Origin of the sequence: Sphaerisporangium fuscum (assembly GCF_018531465.1) — a bacterium.
Classification (GTDB): Bacteria; Actinomycetota; Actinomycetes; order Streptosporangiales; family Streptosporangiaceae; genus Sphaerisporangium; species Sphaerisporangium fuscum.
In genome coordinates, this window is the sequence record NZ_JAHDTF010000025.1 from 1 (window position 1) to 16,073 (window position 16,073).

Below are 16,073 nucleotides of genomic sequence, written 5' to 3' on the forward strand. Positions count from 1 at the left end.
GACGATAGACCTTCAGAATCCCCGAAGTCTCATCAACGTTCGCAGAAGCCGGAGCGCCAGCAGATACGCCCAGGTCCTGGGGCTAGAGAGACCAAGAAGCTCAGTTGAACTCAAGGGTTATTAGTTAGAGGGCTCAACCTGCCACGGCTGAATCGGGCCGAAGGCCGGCCACTCACCCAGCATCGGCGGCTCGAACTCCTGCACCGGACTCTGGACGACACGGCAGGCCCCGTCCGGTCACGAGCCGCGGCCTGCCTCATGCTGCTCTATGCCCAGCCCGCCAGCCGCATCGTCCGACTCACCCTTGATGACATCGTCCACGACTCCGACGGCCAGGTCCTCATTCGTCTGGGCGATCCACCGACACCGGTCCCCGGCCCCTTTGCCGAGCTTCTACTCCGAGCCAAAGCCGAGCGCACCAACATGAACACAGCTGCCAACGTCGATGCCCGCTGGCTCTTCCCCGGACGCCGAGCCGGCCAGCCCCTCCATCACCGCAGCCTTGCCGACCTGGTCCGCGACCTCGGCATCTCTGGCCAAGCCGCCCGCACCGCCGCCCTCCGGCAATTGGCCCTTCAAGCCCCTGCTCCCGTCATCGCGCGGGCCCTGGGCTTCCACGACAAGACCACCACTCGGCTCGCATCCGAAGCGGGCGGGATCTGGAGCCGCTACGCCCCAAACGATCACGCTCAGTGAATAGAAGCCAGAGACAGAAACACGAACTCAGATCACTCGATCAACGACTTTTACCAGTCTCGAAGGCCGCTACGTCGCCCGCTGACCCCGCCCAGGGTCCTGCTGTGACCGGGAACCTTCACCGGGTTGGTCGCGCCTAGCGGCTGCGGTTGGCGGGGACTTCGAAGATGAGTCCGAGGCCTTCCTCTTCGTCCCAATCTTCGCCGACCTGGACGAAGCCGAAGCCGGCGATCGTGGCCAGGGACGCCACATTATCGGGACTGATCGTCGCCCGTACGGTTTTGACCTCCGGTTCGGCCGCGGCCCGACGCAACAACTCGATCAGGATGGCTCGGCCATAGCCCTGGCGGCGGAAGTCAGGAGCGACGGCGTAGCCGATCTCCACCATGCCCGCCTCATCGGGCGGTCCGTGAAACCCGGCATGACCGATGACGACACCTTCAGGCCCGGTCACCGCCTGCCGCGCCATCCACCGCGCGTGACGGGGATCGGCGGCCATCTGGTCGATGCGAACCTGCCACAGCCACCGCGCTTTATCTGTCACGAAGTACTCAGTCAGCGCGACCCCAGCCGTGTCGCTGGCTGCGGGCAGATCCCCATCGATCAGAGCGGACATCGCAGCGCTCGACAACTCGACAAAGCGCACATGCTTCGAACTGGTGGGGAACGACGTCTGGCGATCGGCTTCATCTGTCACGTGCGGATGATCGCAAAAAGTCCGACAGACGCCCAGCGAATTTCGGAGAGTTCCTGCCAGAACTGCTCCGGCGCCGCCGGGGACGGCTCTTCGGGGAGGCGTCCGTAGCGGGCGACCTGCTCACCGGAGAGGAATTCGAAAGGCATGGCCGCGGACCGTAGGGCCTGCGAAGGAACAGCGACCGTCATCGAACCTATCTACCGCTGCTTTCTGCACTCAGACTCCTCGAAGGCCAGTACGGCCCGCCGAGCTCGCGGGAGAGCTACCGGAGGCACTGGCCCAGCTGCGTGCCGGCCCTGGTCTGGTACCCCGTGCCATCGAGGAGGTGCTGCGGTTCCTCCCCCCGATCGGTGGCACCGACCGGTTCAAATCGACGTGCTCGATCTGGCACTGGTCGGCTCGTAGCCGGGGGACGTTCAGCGTGCCGGGGAACCTATGCAGGCTCGGGTCGTTCCGGGTTCGGGACGAAGGCGGGTAGCGCGGCGAGGCTCTGGCGCACGGCCTCGCCCCCGTACTCGAACATCTGCCGCTCGTAGTCGCCGACCGCGCCGAGGAGGTCTTGGCGGCCCTCGGCGGCCTCGATCAGGCGGCGGCGCAGCAGGTCGGCATCGCGCAGGGCGGTGTTCGCGCCGTTGCCGCCGGTCGGGGATGTGGCGTGGATGGCGTCTCCGAGCAGCGTGACCGGACCGGGCGCCCAGCGCTCGCGGGGCTCGACCACCCGGATGGACAGCAGGGTGCTGTTGTCCGGGTCGGCCTGTTCGACGAGCGCCCGCAGGTCCGGATGCCAGCCCTCCATCCTGGACAGCACGGCCTCCTTCGCGGTCGGGCCGCCGAGCGAGCCGTTCGGTGGCAGGAGCATTGCCCAGCGCACGTAGTCGCGGACATCGGGGAGGGTCACCTCGGGTGCCAGCTCCTCGGCCGCCTGCTTCGGCGGGGTACGGAAACGCATAGCTCCGAGCATCAGGCTCACCCCCTCCCCGGCGATCTTCGAGCCGAAGGCCGGCGCCAGGCCGGCGAAGCGCTCGTTCAGCGGCGTACGGCCGATGGTTCACCCTCGGACTGATAATGGACAACCTCCCGCAGCCCCAGCCGACACCGGCATCCGACACCGCCGGATGAACGCCGTAGCCGGAGGCGCGTCTGTACTGGTGTGACTCGCGGTCGTGCACGAGTGACGTGCCTGCCTCGGTTGCGGCGGGTTCCTGGTGATACCTTCAGTGACGCCGTGCACCACTGCGAACCGAGGAGGTGAGACCGATCAACACTGTGACAGCTCGGGCCTCCCTCCCCCGCATGGCATAGGGAGTGCCCGCAAGGTACCCCGAAAGGCTTGAAACGCTATGCGCTTCGTCTCTGAGACGTCCTCCGACGGCGTCTGCGAACAACTTTTCTTCCTCGATGAGATTCCCGGCGTTCTGTGGACGCCGGAAGGTGCTGCCGGTACTCGTCCTCTCATCGTGATGGGACATGGCGGCGGTCAGCACAAGAAGGCCCCCGACATCCTGGGCCTTGCGCGCCGTTTCGTCACCGAGTGCGACTTTGCCGTGGTGGCGGTCGACGTGCCGGGCCATGGCGACCGACCTGTGGTCGAGGAGTACAACCGCATCGCGACCGAGAACCAGGCACGCGTGGAGGCCGGGCAAGAGCCGGCACCGCTCATCGCCGGATTCCAGGCGCTCGTGGCCCGCCAGACCGTTCCGGAATGGCAGGCGGTACTGAACGCGGTCCAGCAGCTCGAGCACGTCGGCGCCGGTCCGGTGGGCTACTGGGGAGTGTCGCTGGGATGCGGTCTCGGCGTTCCCTTCGTCGCCGCCGAACCCAGGGTCCGCGCCGCCGTGTTGGGCCTTGGCGGGGCCTTGGCGTCGGGCGCATACGCCGCGCTGATCACCGTCCCGGTGGAGTTCCTGGTGCAGTGGGACGATGAGCGCGTGCCGCGCGACCAGAGCCTGGCGCTGTTCGACGCCTTCGCCTCGGCCGACAAGACGCTCCACGCGAACCCTGGCAAACATGGTGACCTGCCCGTGTTCGAGCTGGACAGCACGCTCAGGTTCTTCCGCCGGCACCTCGCCTGACAGCGCCGTCTGCGGTCACCGACACGTCGATCGGCATCTCCTCCCTGGCGGGAAGCGACGCCCCTACCTGGGCCGCAGCGGTGCGCCTTGGTGGTGGGCTCCGTAGACGACGCCGACCAGGACGGCCGGTTCGTCGCGGTCGTTGCGCCAGCTGTGCATGACGCCGTTGACGATGAGCCAGTCGCCGGGGGTGAGCCGGACCTCGGCGTCCTCCAGGACGAACACCGACTCGCCGCTCAGTTGCATCAGGCAGTCGACGGAGGCGGTGGCGTGCATCGTCGAGGAGCCGGGGACGGTGCCGTAGATGCCGGGCGGGTTGGGGTCGTGGACGACGGGGTGGGTCGCAGCGGTGTGCTCGCGGGCGATTTCGGCCATGCGTACTCGGTCGGTGGTGTCGAACAGGTCGTCGGGGTTGAAGGCGGGGGGCAAGGTGAACACGGTGACATGGAAGCCACCGGGCAGGGGCAGCAGCGGCCCGGTGAACGGCGGGCGTTCCCCGTTGTCAGGAAAGGTCATGGGGCCGTCCGCGCCCCAGATGGACCACTTCTGCCCGAGGTCCGGGCTGGTGGGCTCGACGTGCTCGTCGCTGACGACGATCGCCTTGCCGGTGTGATCGTGTCCGGTGACCACGCGGCGGATCTGCTGGTGCACGGTCATTCCTCCTCGTCAATTGGGTTCGGGGGGGTCGCGCCGGTGGTGACGATGGCCAGCGCGCGGGCCATGAGCTCGGCGGGATCCGGTTCACCGTCCTGGTCCGCCCAGCGGACGAGAGCGGTGGTCACGGCGGCCAGGCAGGCGCCCGCGGCCACGTTCAGCCGGAACTCTTCCTCGGGGTCGGCCGGGTCGTCGCGCAGCGCTTGGACGAGCGCCTGCTGGGTGAGGAACTGGTTGTCCAGGTACCGGGCACGCAGCGCGGGTGTCGCCATGCCGAGTCGCAGCCGCGTCAGCAGCATGCGCCGGTCCTGCTCGGAGGTCTCGGCCATGCTCTCGACCAACGTGGCGGCGATGCGTCGCATGGGCCCTTCACTGGCCGGCCGCGCCCTGACCCGTTCGGTCAGGACCGGGTCGAACTCGTCGGTGAGGACGAGGTCCTCCTTGGTGGGGAAGTAGCGGAAGACGGTCATGGACGACACCTCTGCCGCCTGTGCCACGTCCGCGACGGTGGTGGCGTCGTAGCCGCGCTCGACGAACAGCGCCAGCGCGTGCTCCTGGATCGAGCGCCGCACGCCCGCCTTGCGCCGTTCACGGAGCCCGGGTTCTCGTTCGCTCACGATGTTAGAGGCTAACAGAAGTTAGTCTCTAACATCATGAATCGGCACTCCTTGTAGAGGTCGATCGCGACCGTGGACTCGGTTGGCGTGGAAGATGGTGCGGCGCCGGCGAGCTGCACGACCACGTCAAGCCTTTTCTGGAGAATCCCGCCCACATCGGGGACGAGGAGCAGGAGTCGACCTCAGCGGTCGGCCCTCTTCAGCTCAGCAGGAGATCGACGGCCACCCCCAGTCGTTCGCGGTATACCTCCCGTGATGCGACCTGATGCTTGAGGCCGATCGATGCGCTGATCATCGTCTGGGCGACAGGGGGAGCCGCCTCTCGTCCCGACTTGATGGCGATCGCGTCTGTGATCAGTTCCTCGAAACGTCGCCGCGGGGTCTCGATGATCTCGCCGAGGAGGTCGGGATTGTCCTCGATGACCACCGCGACATCGCTCGTCAGTGGGCCGATGTAGCGGCCCGCCCACTGATCGAACGCTTCGACGAGACGCTCCCGAAGGGGGCGGCAGGTGTCGGCCAGGATGTGTTCGACTGCTGTGATGTCGCGATTCAGGGCCTGGGTAACCGCGGCACGGAACAGAGTCTCCTTCGAGGAGAAGAGGAAGTAGAGCCCGGGCCGGGAGATGCGCGCCGCCCGCGCCACCTCCTCCATCGAGGTTTTCCTGTAACCGAATCGCGCGAACGTGACCATGGCGGAGTCCAGAACCATGGTCCGACGGTCGGTATCGGTGGCTGTCGAGGGCGGGTGACCAACCTCGGGGCTGCTCATGAAACGAGCATACGAGCGAGCGGCGCACTATACAAATCAAGTCTAGTATGTATAGTCGCCGCCATGGTCACTCGCAGACTCATCTCCACGCCCTTCACCTCCTCCAGCACTGCCGACGAGGTGCTGCGGGGCGTCGACCTCACCGGCGTCCGCGCGATCGTGACCGGAGCCTCCTCCGGAATCGGCACCGAGACCGCTCGGGCGTTGACCTGTGCCGGAGCGGAAGTGACGCTCGCTGTCCGGAACACGACCGCGGGTGACGCAGTGGCGGAGACGATCGCGAAGTCGGCCGGAGGGATCCGGCCTCGAGTCGTCCGGCTCGACCTCGCCGACCTGGCCACCGTCACGCGATTCGTCGACGCGTGGAACGGCCCGCTTCACCTGCTGATCAACAACGCGGGCGTGGTCACCGGCGGCCTCGAACGCACGCGTGAGGGCTGGGAGCTGCAATTCGCGACGAACCACCTCGGCCACTTTGCCCTGGCCACCGGCCTTCACGACGCCCTGGCCCTGGGAGCGATCGACCGCGACGGAGCACGGATAGTCTCGGTCAGTTCGACAGCGCACATGCGTTCCGGCATCGACTTCGACGACCTCCACTTCGAGCGTCGCAGCTACGACCCGCAGATCGCCTACGCCCAATCGAAGACGGCCAACTCTCTCTTCGCCGTCGAGGCGACCCGCCTCTGGGCCTCCGACGGCATCATCGCCAACGCGGTGAACCCCGGTGGTGTCGCGACGGGACTGCAGCGGAACTTCACAGCGCGGCAGAAGGCGTCGCTCGATGCGGCCGAAGCCGCCGGAATCTTCACCTACAAAACGGTCGAGCAGGGAGCCGCCACCGGCATCGTCGCGGCCGTCGCCCCGGAGTTCGCTCACTCCGGAGGCCACTACCTCGACGATTCACAAGAGGCTTACACCGTGCCGGACGACGCCGACCTCGCGCAGCACCCGCACGGCGTCAAGGAATGGGCCCTCGATCCCACTTCCGCCAAGCGCCTCTGGACGGCCTCGACCAACCTGCTCCGCCTCTGACCTCCCCCGCCTCCCACTGCGCGACGGCGGCCACGACGAGGCAGGGATGTGAAGCCGCGGGGCGGGGCTAGTTGGTTCCGGCGGTGAGTTCGCCGAAAAGCCTCATCCGCCGACGCACACCGGCTGACCGAGCGATGAGCGGCGCACACTGCACACTCAGCTGGCGGTCGCGCGCCCGTCCACCGACCGCGGCCGTCCAGTCGTAGACCTTGCAGGGGACGGCCGGAATTCGGCGCTACCGCAGTTGGTCGCGGCGGCGGGTCAGGTAGGCGGTCTCGGCGGTGTTGCCCGCCAGGTCGATGGCCTTGTCGTAGGCCGCGCGCGATTCCCGGCCGCGACCCAGCCGGCGCAGCAGGTCGGCGCGGGTGGCGTGGTAGGCGTGATAGCCGGCCAACCTGTCCTCGAGACGGTCGACGGCCGCCAGTGCCACCTCCGGGCCGTCGAGCTCGGCGAGCGCGATGGCCCGGTTGAGGGCGATGATCGGCGAGGGGTCGAGGCGGACCAGCTGGTCGTAGAGGGCGAGGACCTGTGACCAGTCGGTGTCGCGGATGTCGCGGGCGGAGGTGTGCACCGCGTTGACCGCGGCGAGGATCTGATAGCGCCCCGGAGCCACCCCGACCGCGGCAGCGGCCAGGCGTTCGCGTACCAGCCGATGGCCTTCGGCGATCAGTTCCGCGTCCCAGGCGCCGCGGTCCTGCTCGGCCAGGGGGACCAGTTCGCCGCCGGCCGAGATACGGGCGGGGCGGCGGGCCTCGATGAGCAGCATCAGCGCCAGCAGGCCGGCCACTTCTCCGTCCTGCGGCAGGAGCGCGCGGATCAGGCGGGTGAGCCGGATCGCCTCGGTGGTCAGGTCGTGTCGTACGGGATCGGTGTCGGGGCCGCTGGCCAGGTAGCCCTCGTTGAAGATGAGGAACAGGACGGCCAGGACGCCGGAGACGCGTGCCGGGAGGGCCTCGGCGGACGGCATCCGATAGGGAATGCCGGCCGCCTTGATCTTTGCCTTCGCGCGGGTGATGCGCTGCTCCATGGTGGTCCTCTGCACCAGGAAGGCACGGGCGATCTCGGGCACGGTCAGACCGCCGACCATGCGCAGAGTCAACGCCACGCGCGCTTCCACCGCCAGCGCCGGGTGACAGCAGGTGAAGATCAGCCGGAGTCGGTCGTCGTCGACGGCGCCCAGCGGCTCCGATGGGGTGTTGTCGTGCAGCATCTGAGCCTCCTTGTGCTTGTCGTCGCGCTTGTTCTCGCGCCGGATCCGGTCGATGGCCTTGCGGTTGGCGGTGGTGGTCAGCCACGCGCCCGGATTGGGCGGTACGCCGTCGGCCGGCCACCGCTCGACGGCGGTCGCGAACGCCTCGGCCGCTGCCTCCTCGGCGATGTCGAGGTCACCGAAGCGCCTGGTCAGGGAGGCGACCACCCGGGCCCACTCCTCATGGTGGGCCCGGGTGATCGCCTTGTCGATGTCGCTCACAGGAACGGCCGCACCTCGATCTTCCGATCGCAGACCTTCGACGCCTCGGCGGCGAGCTTGAGCGCCACATCCAGATCGGGGGCCTCCCACACCCAGACGCCGGCCAGGTACTCCTTCGACTCCACGAAAGGCCCGTCGCTGAACACCACCTGCTCGCCCCGGTTGTCGATGACCGTGGCCGCGTCGGTGTCCGCGAGTCCGCCCGAGAAAACCCAGTAGCCCTCGGCGATCAGTCGTTCGTTGAACGCGCTGATGGCAGGCCGCCTGTCCGTGCTGCCGGGATTGCTCTTGTCATCGATCACGGAAACCAGGTATCGCATTTGACGATCATCTCCTGTGGTGTCAAGACAGCGGGGTCGGTGGCAGGGACCTCAGGCCGTCACATACCGCGGGCGCCCGGCCGGCCGGTAGACCTGGGTCGTCACGCCCTTCGAGTCGACCCTCGACTCGACCAGGTCGAGCGCAAGATCCGGACCGGTCTCCGGGAACAGTCTCGCGCCCTGGCCGACGATCACCGGGAACACGAGCAGAATCATCTCGTCGACCAGGTCGTTCTCCAGCAGCCACCGGGTCAGGATGCCACTGCCGTGCACCTGCAGCTCACCCCCGGGCTTGGCCTTCAGCTCACTGATGGCCGCCGCGAGGTCACCGCGCAGAGCGGTCGTGTTCTTCCAGCGCGGCGCGGTGAGCGTGGTCGAGGCAACGTACTTGGGGGCCTCGTTGAAGGCCACGCCGATGGGATGCGTGGACATCTTCCAGGCGTCGGCGAAGAACTCGTAGGTGCGCCGGCCGAACAAGAACGCCTCGGCGCGCTGGACGGTCTGCGTGATGAACGCCCTGGTCTCGTCGTCGCCCTTCCCCCGGGCCCATCCGCCGCGCTCGAATCCGTTCTTGCGGTCCTCCTCTGACGCACCGCCGTTTCCCTGCATCACCCCATCGACGGTGACCTGAGTCATGGTCGTCAGCTTCATGATCGCGGTTCCTCCACCTCGGCGCCGCCCCTCGCGGGCGGCCTCACCCCTGCTACGAACACCACCGCCCCGATCCGACACCGCAGGCCGGATTTCTTCGAGAAACTTTCCGGGACGCCATCCGCCGGCGGCCAAGGGTGAGGCGCCGTCCGCTCCGTCGGTGCCGGCGGAGCGGACGGCCTGTTACTGCTGCTACTTCATCGGCAGGCAGGGCGGTGTCTGGAACGTCACGCCGTCCAGGAAGTTGCCGGCCGTAGGGCTGCCGCCGGCGGCCGAGACGGACTCGAAGGCGAATCGTGTGACGGTCTGGCCCGGCGGGACGACGTACACGCCGGTGTAGTGGCCCCAGGCGGTGTTGCCGTCGGTGATGTCCGGTGAGGAGGCTCCGGCAGGAGTTTGGGCCACGGTCGCGCCTGGTGCGCCGATGAGCACCCTCATCGTGTCGGTACCGAGGCGGCCTCGGTGGTACAGCGACCAGGTCATTGGGGTTCCCGGGACGGTGGGCAGGTCCTGGTAGAGCGTGGAGACCTGGTTGGCGTTGAGTTCGGCGAACTGCCGGCCGTCGGCGGACGGGCCCTCGCCCGCTCCGCTGCGCCAGAACTCCAGCTTGCGGTCGGTGGCGGTGGTGTGCCAGCCGACGCTCGGGTTGGTGGAGGCGTCGGGGATGTTCCAGTCGGCCGTGGCCACCGGAGGCGCCTCGAAGCTGCCGTTGATCAGGCTGACCGGTTTGTAGGCGCAGGTCACGGTGACGGTGACCGTGGCGGTGCTGGTCCCGCAGGCGGTGGTGACGGTGTAGGTGAAGGTGTCGGTGCCGCTGAGGCCCTTGGCGGGCGTGTAGATCACGTTGTCGCCGGAGATCGTCGCGGTGCCGTTGGCGGGCTGGGTGAGGTTGCTGATCACCGGTGCGGTCGCGGTGTCGTTGGCCAGGACGGGGATGGTGACGGCCGTGTCCTGCTGGGTGGTGGCGGTGTCGTCGACGGCCTTGGTGGGCGAGATGGACTGTCCGCTCACGATCTGGATCGGTGGGGCGGGGGTGTTGTTCCCGAGCTGGCCCGGCGCGGCGATGACGCTGCTGATCCCGGTCGGCCGGATGGTCATGCTGCGCCCGATGGTGCCTTGCCGGACCCGGAAGGTGATGACCTTCGCGGGCGGGTCGGTCTTGGTACCCGGTGAGGTGATCGTCAAGGTGGTGCCGTTGATGGTGCCGGCTCCCGACTGGCCGACGACATCGGCACCGGCCAGTAGCGACGCCAGATCCCACGTGGTGGTGTAGGTCCTGACCAGCAGCGGCCACTGGGCGGTGCGGTGCGTCAGCGTGAGGGTGAAGGTGCCACCCGGAGCGATCTGCCCGCCCCACAGCGACGGCGAGGTGACGACCGAGACCGACCCGCTGCCCAGCTGCATGCCAAGCGCGTTCTTCCAGTAGTAGCTGACCGGGTAGTTCGCCTGCCCCTGCCGGACACACGGCGTATAGGCGGCTTGGGCGGCGGCCGGCCGCACGCGGGTGGGGTGGGCCTCGGCGGCCCGCGCCGGCTGCGCCCCTGAGATGGTCAGCAGCGCCGGCAAGGCGCAGGTCAGCGCGGTGAGCACGGATCTGGGTGATAGCAAGACTGAACTCCACTCTGTCGTGAGGAGTGCCCTCGTAGATCGACTTCATGGCGACGCTACTCATCGCGATGTATCAACTTCGATCAGTGACTGATCACGTGATCTTCGTGTCGCGCTCCCGGCCCCGACGTGCGCGCCGCCGCGAGGCCTCCCCCGCCACGGACTTCACGGCACATATCCGTGCGCCCCAAGGCGATGCCACCAAGGGTCAGCTGTCACGGCTCCAGGTGGGCGAGGTCGAACCTGAGCCGCGGCCGCTCCATGTCTTTCGGTACGGCGACCTCCCACGCGCACGACACGCTCCTGCCGTGGCGTACGGCCCGCGCCGCCGCCAGCCGGACGTCGTCGGTGATGTGGTTCAGCGTGCCGAGCTCGTCGTCGCCCCACCGTCCCCAGTTCGACGGCGTGTCGAAGTACCCGAGCACGTCGTCCTGTGTGGGTATCGGTCGCCCTGCCGTCATCCTTTCTCGGCGGCGACGGCGGAGGCGGAGAGGAGCGTCGCAGCGCCGAGGCCGCCCCAGAGGGCGGCCGAGCCGTGGGAGGCGAGAGCGGTGATGACCGCCGGGGAGACGGCGAGGCCGAAGCCCGTGGAGAGCTGGAAGCGGGCGAGGGCGCGTCCCAGGAGATGGGCGGGGGCGAGGGCGGTGACGAGCGCGGTGGCGCTGCCGGCATAGATGATCTCGCCGATGGTGCAGACCACGGACACCGTGGCGACCGCCGGCGCACCCCAGCCGTGTCCCAGTGAGGTGGCCGCGAGGAAGCCGAGGTAGGAGGCGGCGAGTACCACGCCGGCGAGAGCCAGCACCGTCCGCCGGGAGAAGCGGGACATCAGGACGGTGACCGGAACCTGCAGGGTGACCACCAGCACAGTGTTCGCCACGAAGATGGCCGCCGGCCACACCGGGGATGCGTGCAACTGTGTCACCAGGACCAGCGGGAGCGCGATCTCGGGGACGTTGAGGCAGAAGACGTAGACCACGTTGGCAGCCAGCAGCGTGCGCATCCGAGGTGCGGGCCCGCCGGCCCTGTCCTTGGCCGGAGTGGCGGCCGGATGCGTGTGCAGGTGGACCGACCACGCCAAGGCCGCCGCAGCGAGATAGGCGAGCCCGGTGACGGCTGCCAGCGCCTGCAATGCCGTGGTGCCGCCTGCCAGGCATGCGGTGGCGAGGAGGGCGCCCGCGCCCAGGCCGGCGTTGCGCAGGGCGCGGCCTCCCGCGAGAGCGGCGTCACGTTCGCGGCCCTGGGCGACCGTGGCCACGAGGGCGGCATGGGCGGCCGGCCATGCCTGGTTGCCGATGCCGAGGAAGAGTGCCGCCGTCGCGAACAGCCAGACGTGCCCCGCCGGGGCGGCCAGCAGCAGCGCCACGCCCAGCACCCGCACCAGCATCGACGCCGCCACGACCGTGCTGCGTGCGCCCCGGTCCAGCCATCGGCCGACCGCGGGCATGCACACCAGACCCACGACGACGCCGACCGTCATGGCGACGCCGGTGACCGACGCGGACAGCCTCAGCACCGTCACCCCGTAGAGCAACAGAAAGGGCCGCAGCAGGCCGGTGCCGAGCGCGTCCACGGCCAGGGCGACGGCATAGCGGGGGCCTCCGGAGGCACGGACGAGGGCGCGCGGCTGGATCTTGGTGGTGGTCGCCATGGCGTCAACGATGCGTTCGGCCGCCGGGGCGGGCTGTGTCGGTTGACGGACACCGTCAACCGACGCGGTCGTCGGCCATCCGACCAGCGATGATGAGGGGATGACGTTGAGGATCGACATCGACGGCCTGCCGTCCGGGCGACTGCGGTTCGCCGCCTCCCCGCTGGCCGAGCTGACCGCGATGCTGCACGTGCTGGCCGAACCCGGGCACCACCCGCAGCTCGCCGGGTGGGCCGGGGACGTCTGGGCCGGGCTGCGGCCGGAGCTGGCCGAGCGGTTGCGGGAGGCGGAGTTCCTCTGGCGTTCCTCGCGAGCCGACTTCCTGGTCCCCGCTCGTCCTCGGCCGACCCTCGCCGAGGAGCTGGACGATGTAGACCGGATCGACGATGAAACCTATGTGACCGCCGCGCTCATCACCACGTGCGGCAGCAACCGGGTCCACTTCGCCGCGCCGTCGCCGCTCGCCGACGCGGCGGCGCGCGAGCGGGCCCTGGACCTGGCCCAGGCCCGCGGCGCGCTCCAAGAGGCCTTCGCGGAACGGCTGCTCGCGGACCCGGCCGCCGTGCGGGCGCGGGTGCGTCACACCCTCGAACAGTGCGCCGAGGCCTTCTTCGACGCCGCCTGGACGGGCGTCGCCGTGCGAATCGCCACCGACCTGCGCCTGAAGAACGATCTGCTGAAGCACCAGGGCATCGGGGCGGCGCTCGCGTCGGTCTCCGGCGCCGTCACCCTGGCGCCGGACGGCAACTGCATCATCGTGGACAAGCTGCAGGACAACGCGACCACCGCCCATGGCTCCGGGGTGACCTTCCTCCCCAGCGTCTTCGGCCGCCCGCACCTGGTGGTGGTCCACGCGCCGGGGTGGCAGCCGGTGGTGCAGTACCCGGTGGCCGAGGCGAGTCCATCGGAGCCGGTGTCGCTGGAAACGGTCACGCTACGGCTGGAGGCACTCGCGCATCCGGTACGACTGCGGCTGCTGCGCACCCTCGCCCGCGGCGCGCACACCACCGGTGAGCTGGCCCACGCCTGGGAACTTTCACCCCCGGAGGTTTCCCGCCACCTCGCTGTCCTGCGCCGCGCGGGCCTGCTCACGGCCCGGCGGCACGGTCGTTACGTCCGTCACACCCTCAATCTCCCCGATCTGACGGCGCTGGGCGCCGACCTGCTGACGGCCGTACTGCGCTGAGTAGCTTCGGTCCGCCGGAACGCGAGCGGCCGCCGCCTTCGCAACATCGTCCGACCGGGCAGGCCGCGCGAGCAGTACCGGCGCGACCGCCTGCTGCCCGCGGGCAGCCGGTCCGTCCCTGGCTGAGGGACGACCCCACGCGCCTGGGCGGCCGGAGTGGATGTCACCCTGGACATCACCGCCGATGTGCCGCACGTGGTCGTTCGCCGGCGTCCTGCGTCCTGCACGAGGCGGACGATGCGCTGGACCGCGTCCTCCCCGAGCCGGGCCCGTGATCTGGGACACTGCCTCCAGCGCCGCAGGACGCTACCGTGACCGCTTCGAGCGCCGTGACGGGCTCTGGCGGTTCGTGGAGCGCCACGTCCGAATCCACCTGGTCGGCGACGTCAGCCGCCACTTGCGCGCATAGCCTCCTCCCATCAGGCGTCGCGCGACGAACTCGACCGCTCGCGCCGGCGACACACAGGCCGAAAGCCATGACGGTGACGACACCGCTGAGTAAGACACCTGCGGCTACTGGCATTCTTGAGCACATGAGAAAGGCGCTGGCAGCGGAAGTGGCTGCCATCGAGAAACTGGTCCACGACGCCTACCGGCCGTGGGTGGAGATCACGGGCACGCGGCCGTTGCCGATGGAAGCCGACTACGATGCCCTGGTCGCCGCGGGGCACGTGCACGTCACCGATGGGCTTGACGGGATCATCGTGCTGATCCCGGAGGACGGCGCGCTGCTGGTCGACAACGTCGCCGTCCGCCCCGACCGGCATGGCCGGGGTATCGGGCGGAGCTTGATGGCCTTCGCCGAGCAGGAGGCCTCGCGGCTCGGGCTACCGGCTCTGCGCCTCTACACCAACGTCAAGATGGCCTCGAACATCGCCCTGTACGAGTCACTGGGCTACGTGGAGACCGGCCGCCAGGAACTGGAGGGCCGGTCCGCGGTGCTCATGCGCAAGGAACTGTCGCCCCAGAAACCTGATCCTCTCCTGTAGGTGGCCCGGAGACGGTTGTTCCTCACCGAATCTGGTCCGGCCTGCAAGAGGGATGTCCGGCGGCCGCCGCAGCCTGGCGAGGCGGCGGCCGTCTTACGCTCATCGGTGACCCACCGTCCTGAACCATCGAGCGGCACCGTGCACTGATCGGCGCGGTTTGATCGTCGCCGCGACGGCCACGGAGTGCTGTGGGCAGGGACGCTCACGGTGGTCCGAGTACATCGGGGCTGACCAGGGCGCGGGCGGCGGCGGCGAAATACTGCTCAGGGGCCGCGTCGGCGAGGCCGAGGAGGATGCCCTGGCTCAGGCCGATCATGAGCGCGCGCAGCGCTGTGGCCAGGCGTTGCGCCTGCCGTGGAGTGACGGCGGCCCCATCGTGGGATCTGCCGGACAGCAGCGCGATCAGGCGTTCCTCATGGGCCCGGACGGAGGCGGCGAATTTGGGCGCCAGTTCGGGGTCGCGTAGGGCCAGGTCCTGCAGGCTGATCTCGAACGACAGGCGGCGCAGCGCGTCGGGGTCGTCACACAGGCGATGGTAGTGGCGGGCGAAGACCTCCACCGCCTCGACGAGGCCCATGCCGGCGGGCACGGCCTGCTCGATGCCGTCGTAGTGCGGGCCGAGGTACTCCGAGACCAGGGCGATGAGCAGGCCGTTCTTGCTGCCGAACAGCGAATAGACGGCGCCGGTGGTCAGGTCGGCCTGCTCGGCGATCTCCTCCAACCTGGCCCGGTGACCGTCGCGGGCGACGATCCGGCGCGCGGCCTCCAGCAGTGCCCGCCGGTTCCGCTCCTTGCCCTCGGCCCTTGTCATTCTCATAGTTCTATTATTACAGTAATCTCGTTATGAACGTTGCGGAGTTCATGAGCGAGATGGCCGGCCACACGGCGTCCTATCGGTCGATGCGCTGCAGGCCGAGCTCGACGAGCTCGCCGAACGCTTCGACCTCTGGTACGGCCAGGCCGCGACCGACTCCCCCGGCCCGCCGATCGAGCTGCGCGAGCTGGTCGCCGTCCTGACGGCCGCCACGCACGCGGCCCCGAGCATCGTCACATGAAAGAAGAGCACATCATGGACATCAAGGCCCTGATCGCGGCCGAACGCCGGGACCTGGCGGAAATGCTGGAGGACCTGCCGCCCGCCGCCTGGGACGCGCCGACCTTGTGCGCCGGCTGGCGCGTCCGCGAAGTCGCCGCGCACATGTCCCTGGGATTCCGTTACCCGCTGCCCAAGATCCTGCTGGAGCTGGTGAAGGCACGGGGTGACGTCAACCGGATGGCCGACCGGCGTGCCCGCCAGGACGCAGCCACCATGCCCACAGCCGAACTGGTCAGCGCGATCCGGGACAACGCCCATCACCCCTGGAAGCCACCGGTCGGCGGCATCACCGCGGCGCTGGGCCACGACGTCGTCCACGGCCGGACATCACCGTCGCCCTCGGCATCCACCGCCGCGTCCCCGAAGATCGCCTCCGTCCCCTCCTGCAGCACATCGCTCCCCGGACGGCGAAGTTCTTCGGCGCGGACCTCGACGGCGTCCAGCTACGCGCCGACGACCTGGACTGGACCTTCGGCACCGGCGCCCCGCTGAGCGGGGCCGCTCAGGACCTACTCCTGGTCGCCTTCGGCCGCAAGCTGCCGCCGGGGCACCTGCGCG

20 protein-coding genes are annotated in these 16,073 nt (G+C 69.0%); 6 read left to right on the forward strand and 14 right to left on the reverse strand.

The features are described 5' to 3' along the window. Positions 1–258: 258 nt before the first annotated feature. The gene (locus KIK05_RS29645) at positions 259–696 is read left to right on the forward strand and encodes a site-specific integrase (protein ID WP_214414175.1); all 438 of its coding nucleotides are present in this window, start codon (positions 259–261) and stop codon (positions 694–696) included. Positions 697–832: 136 nt separating this feature from the next. Here the strand turns inward: KIK05_RS29645 and KIK05_RS29650 are convergent, their stop codons facing one another. From KIK05_RS29650 to KIK05_RS29660, 3 genes are all read right to left on the reverse strand, one after another. Continuing rightward, positions 833–1,393, reverse strand: coding sequence for a GNAT family N-acetyltransferase (locus KIK05_RS29650; protein WP_214414176.1), 561 nt, complete (start codon positions 1,391–1,393; stop codon positions 833–835). Beyond that, positions 1,390–1,539 (reverse strand): hypothetical protein, encoded by a 150-nt coding sequence (locus tag KIK05_RS29655; RefSeq protein ID WP_214414177.1) that lies wholly within the window; start codon positions 1,537–1,539, stop codon positions 1,390–1,392. Before KIK05_RS29655 ends, KIK05_RS29650 begins: the two co-directional genes overlap by 4 nt. Before the next feature lie 287 nt (positions 1,540–1,826). Next, positions 1,827–2,342, reverse strand: coding sequence for an FAD-dependent oxidoreductase (locus KIK05_RS29660; protein ID WP_214414178.1), 516 nt, complete (start codon positions 2,340–2,342; stop codon positions 1,827–1,829). A gap of 391 nt (positions 2,343–2,733) precedes the next feature. On the opposite strand from KIK05_RS29660, the gene KIK05_RS29665 reads away from it, so the two are divergent. Continuing rightward, positions 2,734–3,465, forward strand: a complete 732-nt coding sequence (locus KIK05_RS29665) for a dienelactone hydrolase family protein (protein WP_214414179.1) — start codon at positions 2,734–2,736, stop codon at positions 3,463–3,465. Positions 3,466–3,528: 63 nt separating this feature from the next. Here KIK05_RS29665 and KIK05_RS29670 read toward each other — a convergent pair whose 3' ends face one another. From KIK05_RS29670 to KIK05_RS29680, 3 genes are all read right to left on the reverse strand, one after another. Then, positions 3,529–4,122, reverse strand: a complete 594-nt coding sequence (locus KIK05_RS29670; RefSeq protein WP_214414180.1) for a cupin domain-containing protein — start codon at positions 4,120–4,122, stop codon at positions 3,529–3,531. Continuing rightward, a complete protein-coding gene (locus KIK05_RS29675) occupies positions 4,119–4,736 on the reverse strand; it encodes a TetR/AcrR family transcriptional regulator (RefSeq protein ID WP_214414181.1) in 618 nt (205 codons plus the stop codon). The genes KIK05_RS29670 and KIK05_RS29675 overlap by 4 nt, the downstream gene beginning before the upstream one ends. A 199-nt stretch (positions 4,737–4,935) precedes the next feature. After that, positions 4,936–5,508 carry a TetR/AcrR family transcriptional regulator gene (locus KIK05_RS29680; RefSeq protein ID WP_214414182.1) on the reverse strand — a complete coding sequence of 191 codons (573 nt, stop codon included), beginning with the start codon at positions 5,506–5,508 and terminating at the stop codon, positions 4,936–4,938. Between KIK05_RS29680 and KIK05_RS29685 the strand changes: the two genes are divergently transcribed. After that, positions 5,485–6,543 (forward strand): SDR family NAD(P)-dependent oxidoreductase, encoded by a 1,059-nt coding sequence (locus tag KIK05_RS29685; protein ID WP_214414183.1) that lies wholly within the window; start codon positions 5,485–5,487, stop codon positions 6,541–6,543. The two genes, KIK05_RS29680 and KIK05_RS29685, sit on opposite strands and share 24 nt — an antisense overlap. Positions 6,544–6,778: 235 nt before the next feature. Here the strand turns inward: KIK05_RS29685 and KIK05_RS29690 are convergent, their stop codons facing one another. The 6 genes from KIK05_RS29690 to KIK05_RS29715 form a co-directional block, all read right to left on the reverse strand. Continuing rightward, on the reverse strand, positions 6,779–8,014 hold the full coding sequence (locus KIK05_RS29690; protein WP_214414184.1) for an RNA polymerase sigma factor: 1,236 nt from the start codon (positions 8,012–8,014) through the stop codon (positions 6,779–6,781). Continuing rightward, complete coding sequence (locus KIK05_RS29695) at positions 8,011–8,334, reverse strand: YciI family protein (RefSeq protein WP_214414185.1); 324 nt, start codon at positions 8,332–8,334, stop codon at positions 8,011–8,013. The genes KIK05_RS29690 and KIK05_RS29695 overlap by 4 nt, the downstream gene beginning before the upstream one ends. A gap of 51 nt (positions 8,335–8,385) precedes the next feature. Further along, a complete protein-coding gene (locus KIK05_RS29700; protein WP_214414186.1) occupies positions 8,386–8,985 on the reverse strand; it encodes a dihydrofolate reductase family protein in 600 nt (199 codons plus the stop codon). 192 nt (positions 8,986–9,177) lie between these two features. Next, the gene (locus KIK05_RS29705) at positions 9,178–10,593 is read right to left on the reverse strand and encodes an Ig-like domain-containing protein (protein WP_214414187.1); all 1,416 of its coding nucleotides are present in this window, start codon (positions 10,591–10,593) and stop codon (positions 9,178–9,180) included. Positions 10,594–10,808: 215 nt separating this feature from the next. Further along, positions 10,809–11,054 carry a hypothetical protein gene (locus KIK05_RS29710; protein WP_250563692.1) on the reverse strand — a complete coding sequence of 82 codons (246 nt, stop codon included), beginning with the start codon at positions 11,052–11,054 and terminating at the stop codon, positions 10,809–10,811. After that, positions 11,051–12,244, reverse strand: coding sequence for an MFS transporter (locus KIK05_RS29715; protein ID WP_214414188.1), 1,194 nt, complete (start codon positions 12,242–12,244; stop codon positions 11,051–11,053). Before KIK05_RS29715 ends, KIK05_RS29710 begins: the two co-directional genes overlap by 4 nt. A gap of 100 nt (positions 12,245–12,344) precedes the next feature. Between KIK05_RS29715 and KIK05_RS29720 the strand changes: the two genes are divergently transcribed. After that, the gene (locus KIK05_RS29720) at positions 12,345–13,430 is read left to right on the forward strand and encodes a helix-turn-helix domain-containing protein (RefSeq protein ID WP_250563693.1); all 1,086 of its coding nucleotides are present in this window, start codon (positions 12,345–12,347) and stop codon (positions 13,428–13,430) included. Positions 13,431–13,963: 533 nt separating this feature from the next. Beyond that, positions 13,964–14,419, forward strand: coding sequence for a GNAT family N-acetyltransferase (locus tag KIK05_RS29725; RefSeq protein ID WP_214414189.1), 456 nt, complete (start codon positions 13,964–13,966; stop codon positions 14,417–14,419). 202 nt (positions 14,420–14,621) lie between these two features. Here the strand turns inward: KIK05_RS29725 and KIK05_RS29730 are convergent, their stop codons facing one another. Continuing rightward, on the reverse strand, positions 14,622–15,236 hold the full coding sequence (locus KIK05_RS29730) for a TetR/AcrR family transcriptional regulator (protein ID WP_250563694.1): 615 nt from the start codon (positions 15,234–15,236) through the stop codon (positions 14,622–14,624). A 73-nt stretch (positions 15,237–15,309) separates the two neighbouring features. Next, complete coding sequence (locus KIK05_RS29735) at positions 15,310–15,450, reverse strand: hypothetical protein (RefSeq protein WP_214414190.1); 141 nt, start codon at positions 15,448–15,450, stop codon at positions 15,310–15,312. Positions 15,451–15,470: 20 nt separating this feature from the next. Between KIK05_RS29735 and KIK05_RS29740 the strand changes: the two genes are divergently transcribed. Then, positions 15,471–16,007: a maleylpyruvate isomerase family mycothiol-dependent enzyme gene (locus KIK05_RS29740; protein WP_214414191.1), complete on the forward strand. Its 537-nt coding sequence runs from the start codon at positions 15,471–15,473 to the stop codon at positions 16,005–16,007. Positions 16,008–16,073: the final 66 nt, after the last annotated feature.